The sequence below is a fragment of the Rhodococcus sp. B10 genome (assembly GCF_011770055.1).
Taxonomy (GTDB): Bacteria; Actinomycetota; Actinomycetes; order Mycobacteriales; family Mycobacteriaceae; genus Rhodococcoides; species Rhodococcoides kyotonensis_B.
In genome coordinates, this window is record NZ_JAAFYV010000021.1 from 1 (window position 1) to 26,011 (window position 26,011).

The following is a 26,011-nucleotide window of genomic DNA, read 5'->3' on the forward strand; positions in this document are numbered from 1 at the left end:
CTCCCCGGAACGGCTCGCCGAGGTCGAGGACCTACTCAACAACCGTCCTCGTAGGACCCTCGGATGGGATACTCCTCTGAAGGCATACGACAAGACGCTCGTTGCGATGACCGCTTGAGACCGCCGTGTAGCCCGCTATACATTCGCACTCACAAGACGTCCTGGACCTTGTCGGCCGGTCGTGCGAGCACGGTCCCCTTGTCGGTCTTCACGATCGGACGCTCGATGAGGATGGGGTGATCGACCATGGCGGCAATCAGTTCGTCGTCCGACGCGTCGGCGAGACCCAGTTCTTTGTAGACGGCTTCCTTCGTGCGGATGGCCTGCGACGGCGTCAGGCCCGCGTCGTCGAGCAGCTTGCGTAGCCCGTCCTTCGTCGGCGGAGTCTCGAGGTACTTGACGACGGTCGGCTCGATCCCCGCCTCCTGGATCGCCTTCAGCACCGTCCGGGACGTGTTGCAGCGAGGGTTGTGGTAGATGATCGCGCTGGTGGTCATGACAGAGGATCTTGCCACTGTTTGTCCACGGGGCCCGGCGGGTAGGCGTCGGGAATGACTGATCGACGAGTAGTGATTGCCGGAGGACACGGAAAAATCGCTCAGCAGTTGACCGAAGTGCTGACTGCGCAGGGCGATCGGGCGGTGGCGTTGATCCGAAATCCCGACCACAGCAACGCCGTGGCGGCCCTGGGCGCGTTGCCGGAGGTCATCGATCTCGAACACGCATCGGTCGACGACGTCGCCGCACTCTTGCACGACGCCGACGCGGCCGTCTTCGCTGCGGGCGCGGGAGCGTCGGGAGGCGTCGAACGCAAGGACACCGTGGACCGGGCGGGCTCGGTGTTGCTGGCCGACGCGGCCGAGAAGGCAGGCGTGAAGCGGTTCGTCCAGGTCAGCTCGTTCGGCGCGGGCGAACCCGTCGCCGACGACGCCGAGGACACGTGGAAGGCGTACATCGCGGCCAAGACCGCGGCCGAAGAGGACCTGAAAGCGCGAACGAAGCTGGACTGGACCATCGTTCGACCGGGCGGATTGACCGACGACGACCCGACGGGACACGTCACGCTGTCGGAACCACCGCTGGAGCGCGGAACCGTGCCGCGTGCCGACGTCGCGCACGTCATCGCCCTGGTGCTCGAAACGCCGTCGACGATCGGGAAGACCGTGATGTTGACGTCGGGGGACACCCCGGTCGAGGACGCAGTCAAGGGCGTGTAGCCGGCGTAGGTTCTCCGTATGCACGTGCGTATCGACCCGGCGTCGAAGACCCCGCTGTACGAACAACTTCGCGCCGGGATCCTCGACCAGGTGCGTAGCGGAGAACTGATCGCGGAGACCAAGATTCCGACGGTGCGCGGTCTCGCCGAGGAATTGCAGATCGCGCCGCACACCGTTGCGAAGGCGTACAAGGAACTCGAAGCCCAGGGCGTCATCGAAGCACGCGGTCGGCTCGGAACCTTCATCGCGTCGGGTGGTGACCCCACCGAGGACAACGCCGCACGCGCAGCCGTCGCGTACGTGGCGGAGTTGCGCGCGTTGGGAATGGACGACGATCGCATCAGAGAACTCGTCGACACAGCACTCCGTCGAGGTTGACGCTTCAACAACGATGTGCCAGGGTGGTCGGGTCCCGTTGCCGTGCCCGAAGGAATTCTCATGAACTCGACCATCTTCCGCGACTTCGCCACCCTGGTTGCCCGGATCGGCCTGGGCATCGTCTTCATCGCCCACGGTTGGCAGAAGCTCAACACCAACGGTCTCGACGCCACCAAAGCCGGATTCGAAGGAATGGGCGTACCGCTACCTGCCGTGTCCGCCTACTTCGCGACGTTCGTCGAGCTGGTCGGCGGCATCGCGCTTCTGCTCGGCATCTTCACCCCGATCGTCGGCATCCTGCTGTTCCTCGACATGGTCGGTGCGTTCGCGTTCGTGCACTACGACCTCGGAGTCTTCGTGTCCGAGGGTGGCTACGAACTCGTCGTCGCGCTGGGCGTCGGCTCGCTGTTGCTCGCGGCTGTCGGTGCCGGACGCTTCAGCCTCGACGGTGTCTTCGGCGGTAAGACGAGCTTCTCGAAAGCTCGCGCATAACGCTTGCGGCACAGGCGCTTTGCACCCGTGCGCGCGAATGTACAGCCCGCTCTACATTCGCGCGCACGTGGCGCGCTAGCGCCAACTGGGCAGCCACAACTGCCGCTGCCACATCTCGGGCGTGATGGGCATGGCCGTCAGGATGGGCCACAACCAGATGAAGTTCGCGATGACGAGGCCGACGTAGAGGCACACCAACAGCAGTCCGGTGCCTCTCCGTTCGGCCGAGGCACGCGCCGATCCGATGATCTGCCCGAGTATCAGCGCGAAGCCCATCACCATGAACGGCGCGAGGGCGACGGCGTAGAAGTAATACATCTGACGATCGAGCGTCAGGAACCACGGCAGAAAACCCGCGGCGTAACCGGTGAGCACGACGGCGAAGCGCCAGTCGCGTCGCACGAACACCATCCACATGCACCAGAGCAGCATCGGGACGGCGAGCCACCACATGGCCGGGGTACCGATCAACATGATGGCTTTGACGCACGACCCCGCCGAGCAGCCCTGGACGGTGTCGCCGTCGGCGAAGTAGTACAGCATGGGCCGCAGACCCATCGGCCACGTCCACGGCTTCGATTCCCACGGGTGGTGATTGCCGGCCGAGTTCGTCAGACCGGAGTGGAAGTCCAGCACGTTGCCGCTGTAGTACCACAGTGACCGCAGCGCGCCCGGCACGAACGAGAAAGGCCCGTCCGTCCCGATCTGATTTCCGACGGCGTGACGATCGACGCCGTTCTCGCTCGCGAACCACCCTGCGTACGTGCACAGATAGACGAACACGGGGATCACGACGAGTGCGTAGAGGCCCGGACCGATGTCGCGCACGGCAGTGCCGAGCCAGGGGCGTCGAACACCGTTCGCGCGTCGGGCCGCGAGATCGAAAGCGACACACAGCAGTCCGAAGAAGGCAATGAAGTACACGCCGGACCACTTGGTGCCACATGCGAGTCCGAGCAGTATGCCCGCGCCGAACCTCCACCACCGCACGCCGAGTCGGGGGCCGAATTCGCTTGCGTCGATGCGTCCTTCGAGCCGGACCCTGGCCATGCGCGCGCGTACGTCGTCGCGGTCCACGACGAGACATCCCATCGCCGCGGTGACGAAGAACGCCAGGAAGATGTCGAGCATCCCGATGCGCGACGACACGAACGTGACTCCGTCGACGATCAACAGGATTCCGGCGATCGCACCTACAAGAGTCGACCGTGCCAAGCGTCGCACCGTGCGAATCACGATCAGCACCAACAACGTTCCGAGCAGCGCGGCCGAGAAGCGCCACCCCCAGCCGTTGTAGCCGAAGATCGCCTCGCCGACCGCGATCAACTGCTTGCCGACGGGCGGGTGCACGACGAGCCCGTACGCCGGGTTGTCCTCGATTCCGCCGCCGGTGAGGACCTGCCACCCTTGCGGCGCGTAGTGCTTCTCGTCGAACACCGGAGTGCCGGCATCGGTCGGGTAGCGCAGCATCGCGAACCGTGTGACGGCGGCGATGGCCGTGATGACCAGTGTGACGATCCAACCCCGCATGCGGTCGACGTCGCGGTAGAGATCGGCAGCCCGAGACGTCGGACCGGGACTGACGACGTACCGCTCGGTCAACAAGGTCACATGCCGATGGTAGGCGGCGGGCCGCGATACGGGACGATGGAGGCATGCTGATCCTTGCCGCAACCCCCATGGGCGACGTCGGCGACGCGTCGCCACGACTGCGCGACGCGCTCGCGACGGCCGAGGTCGTCGCGGCCGAGGACACGCGTCGCACCAAGCAGTTGGCGTCGGCGCTCGGGGTGACGATCACCGGCAAGGTGGTCAGCTTCTACGACCAGGTCGAGTCCAACCGTCTGCCGATGCTCGTCGACGCCGTCCGCGAAGGGAAGAAAGTCCTTCTCGTCACCGATGCGGGCATGCCGTCGGTCAGCGATCCCGGCTATCGACTCGTCGCCGCGTGCGTCGAGAACGACCTGCCGGTCACGTGCCTCCCTGGCCCCTCCGCGGTGACGACGGCACTTGCGCTCTCCGGTCTGCCCGTCGAACGCTTCTGTTTCGACGGCTTCCCACCGCGCAAGCAGGGACAGCGTCGTGCGTTCTTCGAGACCCTGAAGACCGAACCGCGGGCGTGCGTGTTCTTCGAGGCGCCGCATCGTCTGGATGCGTGCCTGGCCGACGCGGTCGCCGTGCTCGGCTCCGAACGACGCGCCGCCGTCTGCCGAGAGCTCACCAAGACCTACGAAGAGGTCAAGCGTGGAACCCTCGGCGAACTCGCGACGTGGGCCGCCGACGGGGTCCGCGGCGAGATCACCGTGGTTCTCGCCGGCGCACAACGCGTCGTCGAGAACCCCGAGGACCTGATCGACGACGTCGAAGAGCTGGTCGCGTCGGGCATGCGGCTCAAGGACGCGTGCGCCCAGCTGGCGGTGAACGGCGTCGGCAAGCGGGAACTGTACGAGGCAGTCCTCGCATCGCGGGCGGGAGTGGAGCCTGCGGAATGACCAGATCTACACCAGGGCGGGAGTGGAGCCTGCGGAATGACCAGGACCTACGTCTAACCCACGACCTGCTGCCGTAGCCCCTCGGTCGCGGCTTCGAGCACCGTCTTGGTGCCCTTCTTGACGAGGAAACCGGGCACCGGGATCTTCGGGTCGACCGTCAGCGAGAACGCGACGTGCGTGCCCTTCTCGGTCGCCGTCAGCGTGTACTCGCCGTGCTGCGCCTTCTGCTGCGAGCTTTCGACGAGATCCCACGACACCTTGTCGTCCGACCAGGTGTATTCGACGACCTGATCGTCGTTGATACCGAGGATCGACACGGCCATCTTGACGTGGTGCGGCTTCCCGTCGTCGTACCGATCCACGACCTCGATCTTCTTGTGGACCGGCGACCACGACGGCAACCCTTCGACGTCGGCGAGAACCTCGAGCACAGCTGCGGGTTCGGCCGCGATGTCGACCTCTTTGTTTCCTGTTACTGCCATGGTTGCAACGTTACTCACGCAGTGCTCGGGGCGGCGTCGAATGCGCAGTGCGATCGCACGAACTCGCCGATCTCGATCATCGCCCGACGTGCCTCCGGCAGGAAATCGGCCGCCTGGAAGACGTGCACCTGCTCGTCCCACACCTGCAGTTCGCACTCGACGCCCGCCTCCTCGAGGCGGATGGCCATGAGTTCGGCGTCGGCGAGAACCATTTCGGTCGAACCGACCTGGATCAATACCGGCGGAAGACCGGTCAGATCGGCGTCGACCGGCGAGATGCGAGGCCCGCGCTTGCCCTCGACGACGATCTTCGCGTCGACCCGGTCGGCCATCACCGTCAGCGCCGGAACCGCACCGGCCGGGAACACGGCACACTTCCGCGCGTTCTCGTGCTCGATCTTGCGCGTCGGGTCCATGTCGGTCAGTGGTGACATGACGAAGATGCCCGCAGGTCTGGGCAGGTTCACGGTCCGCAAAGCCAACGCGACCATGAACGCCAGATAACCGCCGGCGGAGTCACCTGCGATGAAGATCTGATCGGGCCGATAGCCGGCCGCAAGCAGGTAACGGTAGCCGTCGACGCCGTCTTCGACCGCGTGTGAGATCGGGTTTCTCGGCATCATGCGGTAGTCCACCGACAGAACCGGCGCGTCGGCGCTCTGCGAGACACGGGAGACGAGTCGGCGGTGGGTGTTCATGCCGCAACAGACGAACGCGCCTCCGTGCAGGTAGAGCACGACGTTGTCCTCCGAGACGCCGTCGGCGGTGACCCATTCCGCCCCACAGTCGGCGAGTTCGACGCGTCGGCTCCTGGTGCCCTTGAGCTGGGGAACCAACCGTCCGGCGTAATCGATCACGTGAAACGGCCACGGAAGATGTGCCGTCCTGGCCCAGACGGACAGAAACGGACGGACCGTGTGCTGCAGATACGCGGCGAGTGCCTTCGACGCCAGGCTTCCGCTGGGCATGTCGGCCCGGCTCGACGTGTGGGTAGCCGGGGTGAATCCCGGCCTTGGCGTAGCGGTGAGCACCGTTGTCATGCGCTCGCCTCCGATCTGCAGTTGCGTAGGACCATCGGTAACGGACAATAACCAGAGACTTAGGTCCTTTAAACGTAGAGTCGTGTTCGACGTCACACCGTTATGCAAACTAGGTGTAAAGGTGATCGCACATGGCCCTGATGCCCGTTACCGAATCCATGTTCCTGATCGCGGAATCGCGGGAGCACCCGATGCACGTCGGGGGTCTCCAACTGTTCGTTCCCGCAGGTGAACCGCATGATCTCGCAGACGAGATCCACCGCAGGTTCACAGGCGGTGAGGTGCACGACTTGTTCCGCAAACGGCCAGGCAGGCCAGTCGACATCGTCGGCAAACTCGCGTGGTCTCGCGAGACCGACATCGACTTCGAATACCACGTACGACGCGTGGTTCTTCCGTCTCCCGGGAGGATTCGAGAATTGTTCCAATTCCTCTCTCTTCACCACAGTACGCCTCTTGACAGATACCGTCCGATGTGGGAGCTGCACATCGTCGAGGGGTTGGCCGACGGGAGGATCGCGCTCTACACCAAGGTGCACCACTCGCTCGTCGACGGCGTGTCCGCTCTGAAGCTGATGCTGAACACGCTGACCGAGGATCCGGACGACCGAAACGGCGTCGCGACGTGGGACCCGAGCCTGTTCGACGGCAAGCCGAAGCGTCGCAGTCCGTCGACTCTCGAACGGATCACCGGAGGTCTGTCGACGGGGCTCGGACTCGCGGGGGACATGTTCGATTTCGTCCCGGCCGCGGCGCGCATCGGACTGCGTGCGTTGCGTGACGAAGGTGCGCAGCTGCCGCTGCGCGCACCGCGGACGATGTTCAACGTTCCGATCGGAGGTGCGAGACGATTCGCCGCCGATACGTGGTCGATCGAGCGAATGCGTTCGGTGGCAGAGAGATTGGACATCACGCTCAACGACGTGGTGCTGGCGATGTGTGCAGGCGCCCTACGTGCCTACCTGCTCGGCGAGAACGCGCTCCCCGAATCTCCTTTGATCGCAATGGTTCCCGTGTCGCTGCGCAAGCCGGGTGAGGGCGACGCGGCAGGCAACTCGGTGACGACCATTCTGTGCAATCTCGGCACGCACGAGTCGGACCCGATGACCCGATTGCAGTGCATCACCGAATCGACGACGCGCGGCAAGGACATGATGCGCGAGCTGAACACGTTGGAGTCCTTGGCATTCGGGGCCGTGACGATGCTGCCGTTGCTGTTCGGTCCGGTTCCGGGATTCGTGCGTAGCACCCCGCCGCCGTTCAACGTCATCATCTCCAACGTTCCGGGCTCGCCGAAGGAGCTGTACTGGAACGGAGCACGTCTCGACGGCATCTACCCGGCATCGATCGTATGCGACGGCATGGCGCTCAACATCACCGTCGCCAGCAACGGGGATTCGCTGAACTTCGGGCTCGTCGGATGTCGTCGTAGCGTCCCGCATCTGCAGCGGATGTTGACGCATCTCGAGACGTCACTGCAGGAGTTGGAGAAGGCGGCGTAGCCGCACGTGCGCGCGAATGTATAGCCCGCTACACATTCGCACGCACGGCGCGTAGTGCCTACTCGTACTTCGGGAACACCGGCGACGGCGCGGGCAATGCCTCACCGGGCACGATGCGCGTCGCGATGTCGCTGAACTGGTGCGCCGGGTTGCCGAGCTGTTCGAGGATCTTCGCCGCCGAACCGGGCATCACCGGCTGCACGAGAATGCCGACGATGCGCAGTACCTCGAGCGTCACGTACAGGACGGTCGCCATGCGGGCCGGATCGGTCTTGCGCAGCACCCACGGTTCCTGCTGCGAGAAGTACCGGTTGGTCTCGCCGAGCACCGACCAGATCGCCTCTAGTGCGGAATGCAGCGCCTGGACGTCGAACTCCTTGCGGCAGATGTCCAGTAGCGCGTCGGCGCGGGCCAGCAGAGCCTCGTCGTCCGCGGTGAACTCGCCGGGCGTCGGAACCTTGCCCTCGAGATTCTTCGCGACCATGGTCAGCGACCGCTGGGCCAAGTTGCCGAGTTCGTTGGACAGGTCCGCGTTCATCCGCGTCACAATGGCCTCGGGGCTGTAGCTGCCGTCCTGGCCGTAGGACACCTCGCGTAGCAGGAAGAAGCGCAGCGGGTCCAGACCGAACTCGGCGACCAGATCGAACGGGTCGACGACGTTGCCGACCGACTTGGACATCTTCTCGCCCTTGTTGTTCAGGAAGCCGTGCACGAACACACGCTGCGGCAACTCGATACCCGCCGACATCAGGAACGCAGGCCAGAACACGGTGTGGAACCGCGTGATGTCCTTGCCGATGATGTGCAGGCTCGCGGGCCAGAACTTTCGGAACTTCTCCGACGACGTATCGGGGTAGCCGACGCCGGTTAGGTAGTTCGTCAACGCGTCGACCCACACGTACATGACGTGGTCGGGGTCGTTCGGAACCTGGACGCCCCAGTCGAACGTCGTCCGAGAGATCGACAGATCCTTCAGTCCACTCTTGACGAAGTTGACGATCTCGTTGCGACGCGTCGCAGGTGCGATGAACTCCGGCTGCGTCTCGTACAGCTCCAGCAGCTTGTCCTGATAGGCCGACAGCCGGAAGAAGTAGGTGGACTCCTCCGTCCACTCGACGGGCGTCTTCGTCTCGGTGGCGACACGCGATCCGTCGTCGACGACCGTCGTCTCACCCTCGGTGTAGAAGGCCTCGTCGCGCACCGAGTACCAGCCCGCGTACGTGTCGAGATAGATGTCTCCGCGCTCGACCATCTTGGTCCAGATGGCCTTGCTCGCCTCGAGATGATCGGCGTCCGTCGTACGGATGAACCGGTCGTAGGAGATGTCGAGCGTCTTGTCCAGCTCCTGGAACACATCCGAGTTACGTGCTGCCAGGTCGCGGACGTCGATGCCTTCCTTGACTGCGGTCTGCTGCATCTTCAGGCCGTGCTCGTCCGTGCCCGTCAGGAACATGACGTCGAATCCGTCGAGGCGCTTGAAGCGCGCGATGACGTCGGTCGAGATGTACTCGTACGCATGCCCGATGTGCGGGGCACCGTTCGGGTACGCGATCGCGGTCGTGACGTAGAAGGTGGGCCGTGAGGCATCAGCTGGCGCAGTCATGGTGGCGCCTACTCTATCGGCGTGAGAAGAGAACGTCCCGCGCCACCTTTGCCCGAGCCGCTGCACAGCCTCGTCGACGCGCACACACACCTCGACGCGTGCGGTGCCACCGATGCCGCGTCGACGGCCGAGATTCTCGATCGCGCCGAATCCGTCGGCGTCGGACGCGTGGTGACCGTGGCCGACGACCTGGCTGCCGCGCGTTTCGCCGTCGACGCAGCCCAGTGGGACCCGCGGGTGTGGGCGGCCGTCGCCATTCATCCCACCCGCGCCAACGTGCTCGACGACGCCGTGAAGGCCGAGATCGAGCGGTTGGCATCCGATCCTCGCGTCGTCGCTGTCGGGGAGACCGGCCTCGATTACTACTGGCCGGGCAAGCTGGACGGCTGCGCGACGATCGACGAGCAGCACGACGGCTTTCGCTGGCACATCGATCTCGCGAAGCGTCTCGGCAAGCCGCTGATGATCCACAACCGCGAGGCCGACGAGGATCTGCTGTCCGTGTTGAAGCACGAAGGCGCTCCCGAGACGGTGATCTTCCACTGCTTCTCGTCGGGACCCGAGATCGCGCGAGCCTGCATCGACGCGGGCTACGTGCTCAGTCTGTCGGGCACCGTCAGTTTCAAGAACGCGCACGCTCTGCGTGAGGCGGCAGTGCTGATTCCCGACGACCAACTGCTCGTCGAGACCGATGCGCCGTTCCTGACGCCGCACCCGTTCCGGGGTGCGCCCAACGAGTCGTACTGCCTGCCGTACACGGCGCGGGCACTGGCGGAGATTCGTGGCCAGGATCCTGTCGAGCTGGCGTCGCACGTCACCGAGAACGCCGAGCGGGTGTATGCGCTGCGCGCCCGTGCGTGAACAGTCGGACCCTGGGCCAACCAAGCGCGCACGGGTGGCGTAGCCGCACCTCGGTTGCGGGAACTCCACCTTTTCGTTACCGTACCGTGATCCCCCCGCCGGGCGTTTCGCGAAACGGTAACGCTCCCGAGTCCAGGAATTGCTTTGTCTGGTATTACCCGCCTGAATTCGACCAGGTCGCTCACGTTGTATCTGGTAGTCGCCGCTCTGCTGGCCACTCTCATCGTCGGCGGCGCTGTCGCGGTCGCACGTCACAAGACGGTGACGATCGACGTCGACGGTGAGCTGATCTCACTCAGCACGATGACGTCCGACGTCAACGGAGCGTTGGAAGCCGCCGGTTACGCCCCGGGTGACAAGGATCTCGTCGCCCCGGCCGGTGACACCGAGCTGTCCGACGGCGAAACCGTCGTCCTGCGTCGCGCGCGTGAGCTGAACGTGACCGTCGACGGCCAGGAAGAGCAGATCTGGACAACGGCGCTGACCGTCGACGAGGCGTTGTCACAGATGGATCTCGCCGAGGACGTGCACGTGTCCGCGTCGCGCGGTGAGCGTCTGCCGCTCGAGGGAACGAATCTCGACGTCGCGACGCCGAAGGAGGTCTCCGTCGTCGACGGTGCCGCGGCGCCGACGCCTCTGACCCTGGCCGCGCCGACCGTGCGCGAGTTCCTCGAGGAAGCGGGAATGCCGCTCGAGCAGGCCGACACCGTGACGCCGGGTCCCGACGAGAAGGTCACCGAGGGTGCCCAGATCGTCGTGACGCGCGACCGTACCGAGACCAAGTCGGAGACCACCGAGGTCGCAGCCCCCGAGCAGCGCATCGAGGATCCGACGATGAACATGAGCCGCACCGTCGTCGAGAATCCTGGTTCGCCGGGCGTCTCGGACATCACGTGGAACATCAACCTCGTCAACGGCCAGGAAGTCGGACGCGAGAAGGTCACCGAGGTCGTCAAGGTCCCCGCGCAGCCGAAGGTCGTCCGGGTCGGCGCGAAACCCGGCACCGAGGTCCCTCCCGTCGAGAACGGCGCCATCTGGGATGCGCTCGCACAGTGCGAGGCCACCGGTAACTGGGCCATCAACACCGGCAACGGTTTCTACGGCGGCGTGCAGTTCGACCAGAACACGTGGGAGCGCCAGGGCGGCCTCCGCTACGCGCCTCGTGCCGACCTCGCGACGCGCGAGGAGCAGATCGCGATTGCGTCGGTCACCCAGAAGTCGCAGGGCTGGGGCGCGTGGCCTGCCTGCACCAGCCGTCTCGGCTACCGGTAGCGGGTGCGTACAGTCTTCGAAGTGTCAGAACATGTGAGGGAACCCGCGGCGTTGCTCGGGCCCGCGGAAGTGCGATCTCTCGCCGCAGAATTGGACGTCCGTCCCACCAAGACGCTCGGACAGAACTTCGTGCACGACGCCAACACCGTGCGTCGCATCGTCGCGTCGGCAGGCGTCGGTGGCGCCGACACCGTTCTCGAAGTCGGCCCCGGTCTCGGATCGCTGACGCTTGCGCTCCTCGATGTCGCCGACGCGGTCGTCGCCGTCGAGATCGACCCGAAACTCGCCGCGCGGTTGCCGGTCACGGCCGCCGAACGTGCGCCGTCGCAGGCCGATCAGCTCACCGTCGTTCTGTCCGACGCGATGAAGGTGCGTGCGTCGGACATTCCGGGTGAGCCGTCCGCGCTGGTGGCCAACCTTCCGTACAACGTCGCGGTTCCCGTTCTGCTGCACCTGTTCTCGGAGTTGCCGTCGCTACGCACCGCGCTGGTGATGGTGCAGGCAGAGGTCGCCGACCGTCTCGCCGCGGACCCGGGCAGCAAGATCTACGGCATCCCGAGCGTCAAGGCCAACTTCTTCGGCACCGTCAAACGTGCAGGCTCCGTTGGTCGTTCGGTGTTCTGGCCGGTGCCCAAGGTCGAATCCGGGCTCGTGCGTATCGACCGGTACGAGAACCCGCCGTGGTCGATGGACGACGAACATCGCCGTCGCGTGTTCTCGGTCGTCGATGCCGCATTCGCGCAGCGGCGCAAGACATTACGTGCGGCGTTGTCCGGTTGGGCGGGTTCGGCAGTCGAAGCCGAGCGTCGTCTGCGTGCGGCGGACATCGACCCGTCGGCGCGTGGGGAGACTCTCGACGCGGCCGCGTACGTGCGTCTTGCCGGCGTCACCCCGTCTTCCTGATCGGCATCGATGTCACGCGGCATCCGATAGACAGTTGCTACGGACCATCGATGCCGGCGGGAGCGCGCACACTCGCCAGGTACCGCTCACTCACTTTGCTGTGCCATTCGGCGACCTTCCGGCATTCGTCGCGCAGTTCGGCGGGTTCGACGACGGTGAAATCGGTGTCGAAGGCGTACAGCCACCGCGCGATCGACTGCAGCGAATCGCCCGACAACACGATCGTGCACGTGTCGTCGGTGCCGGATTCGAGTGTGCCCCAGTGCTCGTCGACCATCGGCGCGATCGTCTCGATGGCCGCGTGCAACAGGATTCGCGCTTTCACCTGCGTGTACGCGTGGTCGATTCCTTTCGCGACGAACGCCGCGGCACCGCCGTCGGGAAGTTCGCGACGCGTGAACCGCGGACCCGTCGGGATTTTCGGTTCCATGCGGTCGACGCGGAAGGACCGCCAGTCGTCGCGCATGATGTCCCATCCGAGCAGATACCAGCGGGCACCGGCACGCACGAGGCTGTACGGCTCGACCTCGCGCCTGGCTTCGGTGCCGTCGTGCCTGCGGTAGTCGAAGCGCAGGCGTTCACGGTTGTGACAGACGCCCGCCACGGTCGCGAGAACCGACGCGTCGACGGCCGAGCGCGCGGGCCGCTCGACGACGTCGATCCGCAACGCGTCGAGTCGATGTTGGATGCGCGACGGCATCACCTGACGCAATTTGGTCAGCGCCCGCAGCGAGGCCTCGCCGATGCCCGCGACCGAGCCGCCGGCCGCGCTCTGCAGGCCGAACGCGACGGCGAGCGCTTCGTCGTCGTCGAGAAGCAGCGGGGGCATCTCGGCGCCTGCACCCAGCTGATATCCGCCGCCGACGCCCGAGGTGGCGTTGACCGGGTAGCCGATCTCGCGGAGCTTGTCGACGTCGCGGCGCACGGTTCGCGGCGTGACATTCAGGCGCTCGGCGAGGTCCGCGCCCGCCCAGTCCCGACGTGTCTGCAGCAGCGACAACAATCTGAGCAGTCGTGCCGATGTTTCCCGCATAGCTCAGATGATGGCATCGATCGCGGACGATTGCCGTCCTCGATCAGCGGGCAGGAGGAGTGTCGTCGCATTTCTCCACTACTGTTGACTCTCGTGCTCTCAGTCGTTCCCAGCCCCGTCGTCGTTCGGGCGCCGTCGAAGGTCAACCTCCACCTGTCGGTCGGTGACCAGCGCGCCGACGGCTATCACGAGCTGACGACGGTCTTCCAGGCGCTGTCGCTGTCCGACGAGGTCTCGGTCGTGCCCGCGAAAGCTCTGAGGGTGTCCGTGCGGGGCGAGAACGCGTCGTCCGTTCCGACCGACGAGCGGAACCTCGTGTGGAAAGCTGCGGTCCTGCTTGCCGGCGCGGTCGGCCGCGAGCCGCTCGTCGACATCACCATCGACAAGGGCATCCCCGTCGCCGGTGGCATGGCGGGTGGCAGCACCGACGCGGCGGCGACGTTGGTCGCATTGAACGCGCTGTGGGAGCTCGATCTGTCGCGTGAGGAACTGACCGACTTGGCCGCCCAGCTCGGCAGCGACGTGCCGTTCGTTCTGCACGGCGGCACCGCCGTCGGAACCGGACGCGGTGAGAAACTGCTTCCCGTGTTGTCGCGCAACACGTTCCACTGGGTGCTCGCGCTCGCCAAGGGCGGCTTGCAGACTCCCGCCGTGTTCCGCGAACTGGACGAACTTCGCGAGAAGGGTTCACCGCCGCGCATCGGTGAACCCGAAGAGCTGATGCATGCCCTGGCATCCGGGGATGCGACGGCGTTGGCGCCGTTGCTCGGCAACGATCTGCAAGCCGCCGCGGTGTCGTTGCTCCCGCAATTGCGTCGTACCTTGCGCGCGGGCGTCGCGGCAGGCGCGTTGGCGGGCATCGTGTCGGGTTCGGGCCCGACGTGTGCGTTCCTGTGTGCCGACTCCGACACTGCCGTCGCGGTCGGTGCCGAACTGTCCGGTGCAGGCGTGTGCCGCACCGTGCGTGTTGCGAGCGGTCCGGTTCCCGGCGCTCGTGTCGTTACTAGTGAATCGATTGGTTTTTCTTGATGGTCAATCTCGTCAACCTCGAAAACGTCTCGAAGTCCTTCGGCGTCAAGCCACTTCTCGACGGTGTCTCCCTCGGCGTGCAGGAGGGCGAACGCATCGGAATGTTCGGCCTCAACGGCGGCGGGAAGACGACGACGCTCGAGGTGCTCGCCGGGCTCGAACCGCCGGACTCGGGCCGCGTCAGCCGCGTCGGGGGACTGCGGATGGCCGTCGTCACGCAGCGCGGTGTCCTGCCGCCCGGATCGACCGTCGGACAGGTGGTTCTGGATCCGCTCGGCATGGCAGAACACGAATGGGCCGGTGACGCGCGCGTCCGAAACATATTGACGGGCATCGGAATCGCCGATCTCGGTCCCGAGGGCAGTTCGGGTCTCGACGCGTCGATCGACAACCTGTCCGGAGGCGAGCGCCGACGCGTCGCACTGGCGGCGGCTCTCGTACAGGATCTCGACCTTCTCGTACTCGACGAGCCCACCAACCACCTCGACGTCGAAGGTGTGCAATGGCTTGCGGCGCACTTGGTTTCGCGACGCAGTGCACTCGTCGTCGTCACGCACGACCGCTGGTTCCTCGACACCGTCGCGACGCGGACGTGGGAGGTCGTCGGCGGCCGCGTCGAAGCGTACGAGGGTGGCTACAACGACTGGATCTTCGCGCGGGCCGAACGCGCTCGTCAGGCCGACGCGTCGGAGGAACGTCGACGCAACCTGGCGCGCAAGGAACTCGCATGGCTGCGCCGCGGTGCGCCCGCTCGAACGTCGAAGCCGAAGTACCGCATCGAAGCCGCCGAGGCGCTGATCGCCGACGTCCCCGCGCCCCGTGACTCCGTGGCGCTGGCGTCGTTCGCGACCCGCAGGCTGGGGCGTGTCGTCATCGAACTCGAGGATGCGCGTCTGGAGACGCCCGACGGCCGGGTCCTGGTGCGGGACTTCACGTGGCGTCTCGCGCCGGGAGAACGCGTCGGCCTCGTCGGCGTCAACGGCTCGGGCAAGACTACTCTGCTGCGCACGCTGGCCGGCGAACTGGAACCGGCGGCGGGCAAGCGAATTCAGGGCCAGACCGTCAAGATCGGCTGGCTGAAGCAGGAATTGGACGACCTGCCGAAGACCCTGCGGGTACTCGAAGCCGTCAAGGAGGTCGCCGAGCGAATCACGCTGGGCGACAAGGAAATTTCGGCAGGCCAGCTCGCGGAGCGGCTGGGGTTCACGCCTGCGCGTCAGCGCACTCCTGTCGGCGATCTGTCCGGTGGAGAACGACGCCGCCTGCAGCTCACCCGTGTGCTGATGGCCGAGCCCAACGTGCTGCTGCTCGACGAGCCGACCAACGACCTCGACATCGACACGCTGCAGCAGCTCGAAGATCTGCTCGACGGCTGGGCAGGCACGCTCGTCGTCATCAGTCACGACCGGTACCTGATCGAGCGCATCTGTGACTCGACGTGGGCACTGTTCGGCGACGGCAAGCTGACCAACCTTCCGGGCGGCATCGAGGAGTACCTGCGCAGGCGCGCGGTGCTGGCGGCGGACGCGGCCCCGGATTCCCTGACGACCGGTGGCCCGGCGAAGAAGGCCGTGCGCGACGCGGCATCGGAACGCGCGGCGCGCAAGGAACTGAGCAAGCTGGAAAAGCTCGTCGTACGGCTGTCCGATCGGGAAGTGGCGCTGCACGCCGAACTCGCTGCGGCCGCGACGGATCCGGGCAAGCTCGTCGAGCTGGACACGGAACTGAAGAAAGTCGTCGCCGACAAGGACGTCGCCGAGGAGCGATGGATGGAGCTCGCCGCCGAACTCGACTGACGTGCGTGGTCGCATCGTTGCGTACGGTGTGAAGATGGGATCTGGCGAATCGCACACACCGGCCGCGACGGCCCGAGCAACGACGTCGGTCGTCCGGACCGCCCTGGGAGATGCCTTCGACGAACTTCACCCGAAGGTGCAGTGGCGCTTCGGTTTGTCGGCGTCCGACGAGCGTTGCCAGGTCGGGGTCGGCGTCATGGAGGAGATGACGCACTCGGCGCTGATTCCGCCTCCGATGTTGTGGCTGGGGGCGCGACGGGGTCTGTTCCCCGGAGGCAAGGCCCGCGACGTTCCGTTCACGATCGTCAACTACGCCTACGTGGACGAGCTCGGGCGTGACACCCTCTCGTTCGTGCGTCGCTTCTCGTTCGCCGGTTCGCCACAGGGGATGAATTCGGTGATGGTGACGCCGACCGTATCCACGAGTCCAGGGCATGCGCTGGACTACCTGGGATTTCACTCGGACATGATCGTGCGCACGACGTGCAGCGTCGACGACGACGGTGGCCTGGTTCTGGAAAGCGGCGCCCCGAAAGTGTTGGGCGTGCCCACTCCACACCTCGCGTCGGCGACGACCATCGGTCGCGAATGGTGGGACGAACACGAGCAGCGACACCGCATCCAGATCGAGGTGACGTCACCGGTGATGGGTCGTCTGTTCCTCTACCGCGGGTGGTTCACGGCCGAGGAGCGGCCGTGCCCGGCGGGCGACATTCCCGCGTCCGCCAAGCCGACGCGGCTCGAACGCCGGGAGTAGCTCCCACACGGGTGTGGACCTTCCGGCCCCCTCGGACGGAAGGTCCACACCCGTTCAGGGGGAGGGTCAGCGATATCCCTTGGCGGGGTTGAGCAGATCCAGCACGATGGTCTGGCCGTTGGAGCGGACGTGGATTTCCGGGTTCTGAAGTCCGCCGGAGACGAGGTACTCACCGAGGAGCTGCAGCAGCTCGTCGGGACCGACGGAGGTGTCGGGAGTGCGGATGTCGCCGGTGCGGCTGCCCAACTCGTTCTGCGTCAAGCGTCCGGCGATACGTACCGATGCGACGCCCATGGCGGTGCGACGGTCGGGTGCACCGCTGCGGCCGATGCTCGACGAGGAGCTCGTGCTGTTCGATGCATGCGTGTTCGACCGGCCGTTGGTGGGCAGGCCGTGCTCGGAGATCTGCTCGCTACTGGTCACTTCAACCTCGTTCGATTCCTGGGATGGCTGCTCGGTCTTGGTGGTGTCGACATGCTTCTTCGCGTCGGACGTGCGGGAACTCGACTCCGACGCCTGGGGCTTCACCTTGTCGAGCGATGCTTCTGCGGGCGCCGAAGTGCTCGTGCGATCCACCGATTCCGGAGTGTCGGACTTGGCCGCGGAGACTCCCGGAGCCAGTGTGGGAGTGGGCGTGGTCAACCGGTGAGCCGGCGCCTGGCCGATCTTGATACCCGCCAGCGGATAGCTGGATCCCTGTGTCATCTTCAACCCCGAGTCGTCGGCATGAACCCTTCGGCTTCGAGCTCTAAACAAACTCGAAGCCCGTTCGGACCTCGGAAGAATAACACTTCGTCTGTTTAAGGGGTGATCTTCTCGCGTTCTTTCCGATTCTGGATGCGAAACCATGCTGTGAAGCCCCACAGAACGAACGCGGCGTACACGAGATACAGCACAGCCGACGGGTAGAAACCGGCGCTGAACAGGAGGGGAACGCCCACGGCGTCGACGGCGATCCAGATCAGCCAGAACTCGGTGATGCCACGGGCCATTCCGAACGTGGCGAGCAGCGAGCCGGTGAAGATCCAGGCGTCGGCCCACTTTCCGTAGGAGCCGAGGTAGTCGAAGAGCTGCGCGAAGCCGACGGTACCCACCACCATGACGGCGATCATCGCCACGCGTTCCCGCGTCGAAGCCCAGTGGGGCATCACCGGCCGTGCGTGGGTTCGTGCGGTTCGCGCCCAGCGCCACCAGCCGTAGACGCTGACCGTGATGAACAGCAGCTGCCTGCCGGCCTGGCCGTAGAGGTCGAGTGCCTGCGGAGTGTGGAACACGCCGCCGAGAAACACCGTGAACAGCAGGGCGTTGGCGACGATGCCCACCGGCCACGCCCAGACGACGCGTCGCATCCCGCCGATCGCCGACGCCAACCCGAACCCGTTTCCGACGATCTCCCGCCAGAGAATTGCATGACCCGCGATGGATACCTGCGCGTCGAGCAGCTGGATGAGCACTATTCGCCTGCGGCGACCAGAGGCTCTAGCGTCAGTTCCGGCATTTCCTTCTCGAGGTACTGCAGACGCCACTTGTCGCTGACGAGCGCGAGCAACGCCCCGTCGGTGCGCGTGAAGACCTCGACGCCGCGCTGACGGCCCAACTCGGTGGCCGACTCGGCGTCGGTGCGGCGCGCGACGGAGTATCCGAGCGGCTCGAGTCGGGCGTCGACGCCGAATTCGGTCTTCATGCGGGCCGTGACGACCTCGAACTGCATCGGGCCGACGGCAGCGAGCACAGGGGAGGCGTCGCCGCGAATGTCGTTGCGCAACACCTGTACGACGCCTTCCGAGTCCATCTGCTCGACGGCACGTCGGAACTTCTTGTACTTGTCCGCGCTGTCGACGCGCAGGGCCGCGAAGTGCTCGGGCGCGAAGGACGGGATCGGCGGGTACTCGACCTTCTTGTCGGTGAACAGCGTGTGCCCGGGCGCCAGCGCGGTCGCGTTGACGAGGCCGACGACGTCGCCCGGGTAGGCGTTCTCGACGGTGGAGCGTTCGCGGCCGAACACCGTCAGCGCGTACTTGGTGGTGAACGGCTTCCCGGTCTGTGCGTGGGTGACGACCATGCCGCGTTCGAACACGCCGGAGACGACGCGCATGAACGCGAGACGGTCGCGGTGTGCGGTGTCCATGCCCGCCTGCACCTTGAAGACGACGGCGCTGAACGGGTCGGTGACCTCGCGCGTGCCGCCCTTGATGTCCTCACGGGCGCCGGGCGCGGGTGCGAGGGCGACCAACGTGTCGAGGATCTGGCGGACACCGAAGTTCAGCATCGCGGAGCCGAAGATGACCGGTGACGTCTGGCCGGCGAGGAACAATTCCTGATCGTGAGCCTGTCCGCTCGAGACGAGCAGCTCGCTCTCCTCGAGCGCGGTCTCCCACTCCGAGCCCTCGCGCGCGAGAGCGGCGTCGGCGTCGAGCAGTTCCTCGGGGGCGATGGTCGCGCCACCTGCCGTGCGCGTGAAGCGAATGTAGTTGCCTGCCCGGACGTCGAGAAGCCCGCGGAAGTCGCCCGCGATACCGACGGGCCAGTACAGCGGCGTGGGCGTCAGTCCGATGCGCTGCTCGATCTCGTCGAGCAGTTCCAACGGTGACTGGCCGGGGCGGTCCCACTTGTTGATCACGGTGATGACCGGGATACCGAACTGGCGGCAGACCTGGAACAGCTTGAGGGTCTGCGGTTCGAGGCCCTTCGCGGCGTCGATGAGCATGACGGCCGCGTCGACGGCCGTCAGCACGCGGTAGGTGTCCTCGGAGAAGTCGGCGTGACCAGGGGTGTCGACGAGGTTGATGACGTTGGTGTCGTCGACGGTCGGATCGACCTGGTAGTTGAACTGCAGCGCCGTGGAACTGACGGAGATACCGCGGGCCTTCTCCATCTCCATCCAGTCGGACACCGTCGAACGACGACCGGCCTTGCCGTGAATGGCACCGGCCTCGGAGATCACACGGGCGTGCAGTGCGAGCGCTTCGGTGAGCGTCGACTTACCGGCGTCCGGGTGCGAGATGACGGCGAAGGTGCGACGACGGGCGACTTCGGACGCGAGTTCCTTGTGCGCGTTCTTCGGCTGGCTCGGTGCCGACTCGGTGGGGGTAGTGCCGACGTCTACCGAATCGGGCGTACTCAAGCGAACCTCTTTTGGGTGGAGTGGGGTTTGTTGCCGGTACCAGGGTACTCGGAGCCAGGAGCGGTAACGGTTCCCGCACGGAGCTTCGATGGAATACCCGTAAGCGCGACGCTGGACGAGCGAGGAGACGCCCATGAGTAAGTTCACGGAAGAAATGTTCGCCACGGCGGCGAGCAGTCCCCGCGGGCTCGTCACGGGTGAACCCGACGAGGCTCTCCGACAGTCGTGGGGCGAGATCCATCGGGTGGCGCGCAAGATGGCGGGAGCGCTTGCCGACGCGGGCATCGGCCACGGTGACGCCATCGGCATTCTCGCCGGTCAACCCGTCGACATCGCCCCTGCGTGTCAGGCGGCGTGGATGCGCGGTGGTTCGGTCACCATGCTGCATCAGCCGACGCCGCGCACCGATCTGGCGGTGTGGGGTGAGGACACCGAGACGGTCGTGACCATGATCGAGGCCAAAGCGGTGATCCTCGGTGCCCCGTTCGACATCGCCGCGCCGGTGCTCGAGGAGCGCGGCATCACGGTGCTGAAGATCGAGGACATGCGGGGCGGTCGCGACGTCGACCCGATTCCGACCGACGAGTCCGATATCGCGTTGCAGCAGTTGACCTCCGGATCCACCGGGTCGCCGAAGGCCGTGCGGATCACGCACGAGAACTTCTACGTCAACGCCTACGCGATGATCGATCGCATCAAGTTCGACGTCGACTCCGACGTCATGATCAGCTGGCTCCCGCTGTTCCACGACATGGGGATGGTCGGGTTCCTGACCGTGCCGATGCAGGTCGGTGCCGAGGTCGTCAGCGTGACGCCACTCGAATTTCTGCGTTCACCTCTGTTGTGGGCCAAGCTGATTCACAAGTATCGCGGGACCGTCACGGCCGCACCGAATTTCGCGTACTCGCTGTTGGCTCGCCGGCTTCGTCAGGCCGAGGACGGTATGGATCTCGACCTCAGCACGCTGCGGTACGCGTGGAACGGTGCCGAGCCGGTCGACCCCGACACCATGATCGCGTTGGCGGAGGCCGGTGCGCCGTACGGGCTCGATCCACATGCCCTTGCTCCGGTGTACGGAATGGCGGAAACGACGCTGGCAGTGTCCATTCCGGATCCGGGGCAGGGGCAGGTTCTCGACGTCGTCGACGCGGACCTGCTCGAAGCCATGGGCCGTGCCGTTCCCGCGACGAAGGGCAACGTCCGACGGCTCGCGACGCTCGGCAAGATGGTTCCAGGGCTCGAGGGACGCGTCGTCGACAAGGAGGGGCAGGTTCTCACCCCGCGCGGTGTCGGCATCATCGAGGTCCGCGGCAAGGCCGTCACGCCGGGGTACATCACCGTCGACGGTCCGGTGCCCACCCAGGATTCCGACGGGTGGCTCGATACCGGCGACGTCGGCTACTTCACCGAAGAAGGACTCGTCGTGGTGTGCGGTCGCATCAAGGACGTCATCATCATGGGCGGCCGCAACATCTATCCGACCGACATCGAGCGAGCCGCCGCGTCGGTCGAGGGAGTGCGGCCGGGTAACGCCGTCGCGATCCGGCTCGACGCGGGGGAGAAGCGCGAAAGCTTCGCCGTCGCAGTCGAAACGAACGACTATCAGAATCCCGACGAGGTCAAGCGCATCGAACGCGAACTCGTGCACGCGGTGTACTCGGAGGTCGGAGTGCGCCCGCGTACCGTCGCCGTGCTCGGGCCGGGTTCGATTCCGAAGACGTCGTCGGGCAAGCTGCGTCGCGCGAATTCGGCTGCGTTGCTGGGCTAGTCGTGCGTGCGAATGTATAGAGGGCTACACATTCGCACGCACGGGAGCGTCAGCGCATGTGCACTTGATTCTGCGCGGCCTCCAGCCCGACGCGCAGGATCAGTTCGGCCGCGTCGGCGGCTTCCTCGCAGATGACGCCGAGGTCCTTGCGTTCCGCGGCCGAGAACGGTTTGAGAACGTAGGAGGCCGGATCCATCCGGCCCGGCGGGCGGCCGACGCCGACGCGCACGCGCTGGTAGTCCTTCGTCGACAGGTGCTGCGAGATCGACCGCAATCCGTTGTGGCCGCCCTCGCCGCCGCCGACCTTGAGTCGAATGGTGCCGAAGTCGATGTCCAGCTCGTCGTGAATCACGATGATGTTCGCCGGTTCGACGGAGAAGAAGCGCGCCAGCGCCGCGACGGGTTGGCCGGACAGGTTCATGAACGTCCGAGGCTTCGCGACGACGACGGGGCGATCGTTCGAACGTGCCTGCACGACATCGGAATTCGACTTCTTGTGCGACGAGAACTTCGCGCCGATGCGTGCCGCGAGTACGTCCGCGACCATGAAGCCCACGTTGTGGCGAGTTGTCTCGTACTGCGGCCCCGGATTGCCGAGGCCGACGATCAGCGCGGTGTCGTTCACGGTGTTCATACTTTCTCATCGAGCGGCGAAACGAAAAACGCGCCGCTCCCGACCATGGGGAGCGGCGCGTTTCGAGCAGGTGAGATCAGCTCTCGTCGGAGCTCTCCTCGGATGCACCTTCTTCGTCGACGACGTCGCCGGTCGGAGCCTCGTCGCCTTCGGCCTCTGCCTCGAGTGCAGCCTCGGACGGAGCCTCGACGACGTTGACGAGCAGCGTCTCCGGGTCGGACACCAGGGTGACGCCGGACGGCAGCGTCAGGTCTGCTGCGGTGATCTGGGTGCCGATCTCGGCGCCCTCGACCGAGACCTCGAGGGACTCGGGGATGGACAGCGCGTCTGCCTCGATCTCGACGGCGGCGGTGTCGGTGGTGACGAGTGCGCCCGGAGCTGCATCGCCCTCGACGACGATGTTGACCTCGACGGTGACGCGCTCGCCCTTCTTCAGAACGAGGAGGTCGGCGTGCTCGATGTTGCGCTTGATCGGGTGAACGACGACCGACTTGGTCAGCGCGAGCTGCTCCTTGCCGTCGATGTCGAGCGACAGAACAGCGTTGGTGCCGTCCTTACGCAGGATGGCGGCGAATGCGCGGTAGTCGACCGCGAGGTGCTGGGGGTCGGTGCCGTGTCCGTACAGAACTGCGGGGACCTGGCCGTCGCGACGCGTGCGACGAGCTGCGCCCTTGCCGAATTCGGTGCGGACGATCGCTTTGAGGTTGTTGGTGTCTGACATGAAGAACGGCTCCTGCATTCACTGGGTGGACTTGGCTTCGTCGGGGCAGACACGAACGAGCAAGGCCCAGGGGCCGAGCCGCGTCGATCACGGTAGTTCCTGTCGGGGACCTACCCTCGCCGAGACAACCCGGAATACTTTACACCATGGGCGCCTGCGGCGCACGTGCACGACAATGCATAGCGGGCTATGTGTTTTCGTGCACGAGTCGTGTCGCGACATCACGCGCCACGTGGACCGCGTCGTCGCGTGCTCCCGCGGTGCTCATGACGACGGCACCCTCGTGGATCAGGGACAGTCGCACCGAGAGTTCGTGGGGCGACGCCAGGCCTGCTTCGGTGGCCAAGCGCTCGAACAGTGCCCGCGTCCACTCCTTCTCCGAGCGGATGACGTCGAGTGCCGGGTGGTCCGTGCCGCCGTACTCGGCGAACGCGTTGACGAACCCGCATCCGCGGTGGTTGTCGCGCATCCACGCGGCCAACGCGTCGTAGACGCCGAGGATGCGCTCGGATCCCGCGGGCAGTGGCTCCAGGTAGTCGAGGACGAAAGCGCACCACCGTTCGAAGCGCCGCTGCAGGTAGTGCATGACCAGCCCGTCCTTGGATCCGAACCGGTCGTAAAGGGTCTTCTTCGTCGTGCCTGCCTCGTCGGCGATGAGGTCGACGCCGACAGCACGAATTCCGCGGTCGTAGAACAGCGCGCTGGCGACGGTCAGGATGCGTTCGCCGGCAGGCGTGAGCGCCTTCGTCATGTGGTCTCCTTCACAGGTCCACTGCAAGTATACAGACCTGTATGGTTACCTCGCTGGTATGACTCGAACGGACGTTGTTGCCTCGATCTCTCTCGTGATCCTGTGGAGCTCCGGGTTCATCGGCGCGGAACTGGGGACGGCCTACACGTCGGCGAACACGCTGTTGGGCTGGCGCTACGTGGTCGCCGTCGTGATCCTGGGGCTGTGGTGCTGGTTCAGGGGACTGCGCCCGACGTGGACGAGCGTTCGCAGACAGGTGGTGCTCGGCTTCTTCTGTCAGTTCCTCTACCTCGCGTGCATCTTCGCGGGTGTCGCGGCCGGGGTCCCCGCCGGCACGTCCGCACTGATCGCCGCGATGCAGCCCCTCGTCGTCGCCGCGTTGTCGACGCGTCTGCTCGGCGAGCGGTTCGGGCGAGAGCGTGCGGTCGCGATGGCCGTCGGCTTCGGCGGGGTGATTCTCGTCGTCGCGGGTGACCTCGGTGGCGGCAGCGCGGCGTGGCCGGCGTATCTGCTCCCGGTCGTCGGGATGCTCTCGTTGTCCGTCGGCACCGTGCTCGAGCGCAGGATGCAGACGAACGATCCGATCCCCCTCGCGATGTTCGTTCAGGGTGCAGTCGCGGCGACGTTGTTCATGGCGTGGAACGTCGTCACCGACGACGTGGCGCCTCCCATGACGTCGGGATTCTGGGTGGCCGTCGGGTGGCTGGTCGTGTTGTCGACGTTCGGCGCGTACGGCGTCTACCTGTTCGTGGTGCGACGCCGCGGCGCGACCACCGCGAGCAGTCTGCTGCTTCTGACGCCCGCGACGACGATGGTGTGGGCCTTCCTGATGTTCGACGCGCCGATCACGTGGTTGGCGGTGATCGGCGCCTCCGTCGTCTGTGCGCGCGAATATATAGCCCGCTGTACATTCGCGCTCACGAGGCGCGAAGCGCCGCGACCATCTCGTCCAATTGCTCGACGGTGACGAAGTAGTGCGGCGACGCCCGGACGACGGCGTCGAGTCCACGCTGTGTCATGTCGACGAGCGTCGAACGCCGATGGCTGACGGTGACCGTCACGTTTCGCTGAGCGAGGGCATCGCGTACGTCGATCGGCGCCTTGCCGTCGACGGTGAACGAGACGATGCCGCTCTTGCGCTCACCGAGGTCGTGCACGGTCACCCCGCCCACACCACGCAGCGCCGCGCGCAGATACTCGGCGCGTTCGACGACGGCTTCCTGGACGTTGTCGATGCCGATGTCGAGCAGATAGTCGACGGCAGTACCCAACGCCAGCCGGGCCGCGACGTCGCATTCCCAGAACTCGAAGCGCGTCACGTCGGGCGCGAGCCGGAAGTCGTTCTCGCCCGTCCACTGCGCGCTGTGCAGGTCGAGAGCGGGCGGTTCGAGGGTCGTCGCCAACTCGGGACGCATGTACAGAAATCCGGTGCCGCGCGGTCCTCGCAACCACTTTCGACCGGTCGCGCTGAGTGCGTCGACGCCGAGTTCGTCGACGTCGACGCGTATCTGGCCGATCGACTGGCACGCATCGAGCAGTACGAGCGCGTCGTGGCGGTGAGCCAGTTCGGCGACCTCACGCGCCGGATTGACCAATCCACCGTTGGTCGGTGCATGCACGAGCGAGACGACGCGGACGGAATCGTCGAGCATCTTCTCGAACGCGTCGAGGTCGATCTGCCCGCTCGGATCGCTCGGCACGAACTCGACGACGGCTCCGACAGCCTCGGCCCGCTGCAGCGCCGCGATCGCGTTGCTCGCGTACTCGACCTCGCACAGCAGCACGCGGTCGCCCTCGGCCAGCGGGATCGAATAGAAGAAATCGCTCCACGCGCGAGTTGCGCTGTCGCTCAACGCAATGTCCGACGCGTGTGCTCCGATCAACGTCGCGATCGAACTCTTGACGCCCGCGAGATCGGACATGCGTTCGTTCGCTGCCCGGTAGCCGCCGACCTCCGCTTCCCGACGCAGATGCGCGACGGCGGTCTCGACGACCGGTGTCGGTGGGAGCGAGGATCCTGCGCTGTCGAGGAACACGGTGGTCTCCGCGGCAGGGGTATCGCGACGGATTCGGTCCAGGTCGAACATCTCGGCGCCTTCCGGAGACGGTATTTGTCGGTGCGCTGTGGTGAACTCGTGGCTAGTGTCGAAGACAGG

Annotated in this window: 26 protein-coding genes; 13 read left to right on the forward strand and 13 right to left on the reverse strand. The window is 65.8% G+C overall.

Annotated features, from left to right (window positions below):
- Positions 1-149: 149 nt before the first annotated feature.
- Positions 150-497: an arsenate reductase (glutaredoxin) gene (arsC, locus tag RhoFasB10_RS15035; protein WP_167677037.1), complete on the reverse strand. Its 348-nt coding sequence runs from the start codon at positions 495-497 to the stop codon at positions 150-152.
- 54 nt (positions 498-551) lie between these two features.
- Here arsC and RhoFasB10_RS15040 point away from each other — a divergent pair, with 54 nt between their 5' ends.
- Genes RhoFasB10_RS15040 through RhoFasB10_RS15050 form a run of 3 tightly spaced genes read left to right on the forward strand, consistent with a single transcriptional unit; the run spans position 552 to position 2,087 of the window.
- On the forward strand, positions 552-1,217 hold the full coding sequence (locus RhoFasB10_RS15040; RefSeq protein ID WP_167677039.1) for an NAD(P)H-binding protein: 666 nt from the start codon (positions 552-554) through the stop codon (positions 1,215-1,217).
- 18 nt (positions 1,218-1,235) lie between these two features.
- Positions 1,236-1,595 (forward strand): GntR family transcriptional regulator, encoded by a 360-nt coding sequence (locus tag RhoFasB10_RS15045; protein WP_068423937.1) that lies wholly within the window; start codon positions 1,236-1,238, stop codon positions 1,593-1,595.
- Between the two features lie 60 nt (positions 1,596-1,655).
- Positions 1,656-2,087 (forward strand): DoxX family protein, encoded by a 432-nt coding sequence (locus RhoFasB10_RS15050; protein ID WP_068424033.1) that lies wholly within the window; start codon positions 1,656-1,658, stop codon positions 2,085-2,087.
- Between the two features lie 75 nt (positions 2,088-2,162).
- Here the strand turns inward: RhoFasB10_RS15050 and RhoFasB10_RS15055 are convergent, their stop codons facing one another.
- Positions 2,163-3,617, reverse strand: coding sequence for a phospholipid carrier-dependent glycosyltransferase (locus RhoFasB10_RS15055; RefSeq protein ID WP_167677133.1), 1,455 nt, complete (start codon positions 3,615-3,617; stop codon positions 2,163-2,165).
- Positions 3,618-3,742: 125 nt separating this feature from the next.
- Between RhoFasB10_RS15055 and rsmI the strand changes: the two genes are divergently transcribed.
- Positions 3,743-4,579 (forward strand): 16S rRNA (cytidine(1402)-2'-O)-methyltransferase, encoded by an 837-nt coding sequence (gene rsmI, locus RhoFasB10_RS15060; protein WP_068423941.1) that lies wholly within the window; start codon positions 3,743-3,745, stop codon positions 4,577-4,579.
- 53 nt (positions 4,580-4,632) lie between these two features.
- Here rsmI and RhoFasB10_RS15065 read toward each other — a convergent pair whose 3' ends face one another.
- Both RhoFasB10_RS15065 and RhoFasB10_RS15070 read right to left on the reverse strand, forming a co-directional pair.
- Complete coding sequence (locus RhoFasB10_RS15065; RefSeq protein ID WP_068424035.1) at positions 4,633-5,061, reverse strand: SRPBCC family protein; 429 nt, start codon at positions 5,059-5,061, stop codon at positions 4,633-4,635.
- 14 nt (positions 5,062-5,075) lie between these two features.
- Positions 5,076-6,101, reverse strand: coding sequence for an alpha/beta hydrolase (locus tag RhoFasB10_RS15070; protein WP_068423943.1), 1,026 nt, complete (start codon positions 6,099-6,101; stop codon positions 5,076-5,078).
- A 131-nt stretch (positions 6,102-6,232) separates the two neighbouring features.
- Here RhoFasB10_RS15070 and RhoFasB10_RS15075 point away from each other — a divergent pair, with 131 nt between their 5' ends.
- Positions 6,233-7,603 carry a wax ester/triacylglycerol synthase family O-acyltransferase gene (locus RhoFasB10_RS15075; protein WP_167677041.1) on the forward strand — a complete coding sequence of 457 codons (1,371 nt, stop codon included), beginning with the start codon at positions 6,233-6,235 and terminating at the stop codon, positions 7,601-7,603.
- A gap of 58 nt (positions 7,604-7,661) precedes the next feature.
- On the opposite strand, the gene metG is transcribed toward RhoFasB10_RS15075, so the two are convergent.
- On the reverse strand, positions 7,662-9,206 hold the full coding sequence (metG, locus tag RhoFasB10_RS15080) for a methionine--tRNA ligase (RefSeq protein WP_068423947.1): 1,545 nt from the start codon (positions 9,204-9,206) through the stop codon (positions 7,662-7,664).
- A gap of 21 nt (positions 9,207-9,227) precedes the next feature.
- Here metG and RhoFasB10_RS15085 point away from each other — a divergent pair, with 21 nt between their 5' ends.
- The 3 genes from RhoFasB10_RS15085 to rsmA all read left to right on the forward strand — a co-directional run bounded on the left by RhoFasB10_RS15085 (position 9,228) and on the right by rsmA (position 12,242).
- The gene (locus RhoFasB10_RS15085) at positions 9,228-10,067 is read left to right on the forward strand and encodes a TatD family hydrolase (protein ID WP_068423949.1); all 840 of its coding nucleotides are present in this window, start codon (positions 9,228-9,230) and stop codon (positions 10,065-10,067) included.
- A 144-nt stretch (positions 10,068-10,211) separates the two neighbouring features.
- Positions 10,212-11,339: a resuscitation-promoting factor gene (locus RhoFasB10_RS15090; protein ID WP_068423951.1), complete on the forward strand. Its 1,128-nt coding sequence runs from the start codon at positions 10,212-10,214 to the stop codon at positions 11,337-11,339.
- Positions 11,340-11,360: 21 nt separating this feature from the next.
- Positions 11,361-12,242, forward strand: a complete 882-nt coding sequence (gene rsmA / locus RhoFasB10_RS15095; protein WP_167677042.1) for a 16S rRNA (adenine(1518)-N(6)/adenine(1519)-N(6))-dimethyltransferase RsmA — start codon at positions 11,361-11,363, stop codon at positions 12,240-12,242.
- 37 nt (positions 12,243-12,279) lie between these two features.
- On the opposite strand, the gene RhoFasB10_RS15100 is transcribed toward rsmA, so the two are convergent.
- Positions 12,280-13,275, reverse strand: a complete 996-nt coding sequence (locus RhoFasB10_RS15100; protein ID WP_167677044.1) for a YafY family protein — start codon at positions 13,273-13,275, stop codon at positions 12,280-12,282.
- A 93-nt stretch (positions 13,276-13,368) separates the two neighbouring features.
- On the opposite strand from RhoFasB10_RS15100, the gene RhoFasB10_RS15105 reads away from it, so the two are divergent.
- The 3 genes from RhoFasB10_RS15105 to RhoFasB10_RS15115 are packed head-to-tail and all read left to right on the forward strand — an operon-like array spanning position 13,369 to position 16,857.
- Positions 13,369-14,304, forward strand: a complete 936-nt coding sequence (locus RhoFasB10_RS15105; protein WP_114330154.1) for a 4-(cytidine 5'-diphospho)-2-C-methyl-D-erythritol kinase — start codon at positions 13,369-13,371, stop codon at positions 14,302-14,304.
- Positions 14,304-16,100 carry an ABC-F family ATP-binding cassette domain-containing protein gene (locus RhoFasB10_RS15110; RefSeq protein WP_167677046.1) on the forward strand — a complete coding sequence of 599 codons (1,797 nt, stop codon included), beginning with the start codon at positions 14,304-14,306 and terminating at the stop codon, positions 16,098-16,100. The genes RhoFasB10_RS15105 and RhoFasB10_RS15110 overlap by 1 nt, the downstream gene beginning before the upstream one ends.
- Before the next feature lie 34 nt (positions 16,101-16,134).
- Positions 16,135-16,857, forward strand: coding sequence for a DUF4166 domain-containing protein (locus tag RhoFasB10_RS15115; protein ID WP_068424038.1), 723 nt, complete (start codon positions 16,135-16,137; stop codon positions 16,855-16,857).
- A 66-nt stretch (positions 16,858-16,923) separates the two neighbouring features.
- On the opposite strand, the gene RhoFasB10_RS15120 is transcribed toward RhoFasB10_RS15115, so the two are convergent.
- The 3 genes from RhoFasB10_RS15120 to RhoFasB10_RS15130 form a co-directional block, all read right to left on the reverse strand.
- On the reverse strand, positions 16,924-17,562 hold the full coding sequence (locus RhoFasB10_RS15120; protein ID WP_068424040.1) for a hypothetical protein: 639 nt from the start codon (positions 17,560-17,562) through the stop codon (positions 16,924-16,926).
- 95 nt (positions 17,563-17,657) lie between these two features.
- Positions 17,658-18,311 carry a nicotinamide riboside transporter PnuC gene (pnuC, locus tag RhoFasB10_RS15125; protein ID WP_167677048.1) on the reverse strand — a complete coding sequence of 218 codons (654 nt, stop codon included), beginning with the start codon at positions 18,309-18,311 and terminating at the stop codon, positions 17,658-17,660.
- Positions 18,311-19,981, reverse strand: coding sequence for a peptide chain release factor 3 (locus tag RhoFasB10_RS15130; protein WP_068423961.1), 1,671 nt, complete (start codon positions 19,979-19,981; stop codon positions 18,311-18,313). The genes pnuC and RhoFasB10_RS15130 overlap by 1 nt, the downstream gene beginning before the upstream one ends.
- Positions 19,982-20,114: 133 nt before the next feature.
- On the opposite strand from RhoFasB10_RS15130, the gene RhoFasB10_RS15135 reads away from it, so the two are divergent.
- Entirely contained in the window at positions 20,115-21,749 is a 1,635-nt protein-coding gene (locus RhoFasB10_RS15135) for a fatty acyl-AMP ligase (RefSeq protein ID WP_167677050.1), read from the forward strand.
- 49 nt (positions 21,750-21,798) lie between these two features.
- On the opposite strand, the gene pth is transcribed toward RhoFasB10_RS15135, so the two are convergent.
- The 3 genes from pth to RhoFasB10_RS15150 all read right to left on the reverse strand — a co-directional run bounded on the left by pth (position 21,799) and on the right by RhoFasB10_RS15150 (position 23,855).
- The gene (gene pth / locus RhoFasB10_RS15140) at positions 21,799-22,383 is read right to left on the reverse strand and encodes an aminoacyl-tRNA hydrolase (protein ID WP_167677052.1); all 585 of its coding nucleotides are present in this window, start codon (positions 22,381-22,383) and stop codon (positions 21,799-21,801) included.
- A 76-nt stretch (positions 22,384-22,459) separates the two neighbouring features.
- Positions 22,460-23,104, reverse strand: coding sequence for a 50S ribosomal protein L25/general stress protein Ctc (locus tag RhoFasB10_RS15145; protein ID WP_206030974.1), 645 nt, complete (start codon positions 23,102-23,104; stop codon positions 22,460-22,462).
- 187 nt (positions 23,105-23,291) lie between these two features.
- Positions 23,292-23,855: a TetR/AcrR family transcriptional regulator gene (locus tag RhoFasB10_RS15150; RefSeq protein ID WP_167677056.1), complete on the reverse strand. Its 564-nt coding sequence runs from the start codon at positions 23,853-23,855 to the stop codon at positions 23,292-23,294.
- A gap of 58 nt (positions 23,856-23,913) precedes the next feature.
- Between RhoFasB10_RS15150 and RhoFasB10_RS15155 the strand changes: the two genes are divergently transcribed.
- A complete protein-coding gene (locus tag RhoFasB10_RS15155; protein WP_084423661.1) occupies positions 23,914-24,822 on the forward strand; it encodes a DMT family transporter in 909 nt (302 codons plus the stop codon).
- On the opposite strand, the gene RhoFasB10_RS15160 is transcribed toward RhoFasB10_RS15155, so the two are convergent.
- The gene (locus RhoFasB10_RS15160; RefSeq protein ID WP_167677058.1) at positions 24,773-25,942 is read right to left on the reverse strand and encodes an aminotransferase class V-fold PLP-dependent enzyme; all 1,170 of its coding nucleotides are present in this window, start codon (positions 25,940-25,942) and stop codon (positions 24,773-24,775) included. The two genes, RhoFasB10_RS15155 and RhoFasB10_RS15160, sit on opposite strands and share 50 nt — an antisense overlap.
- Between the last annotated feature and the right edge of the window lie 69 nt (positions 25,943-26,011).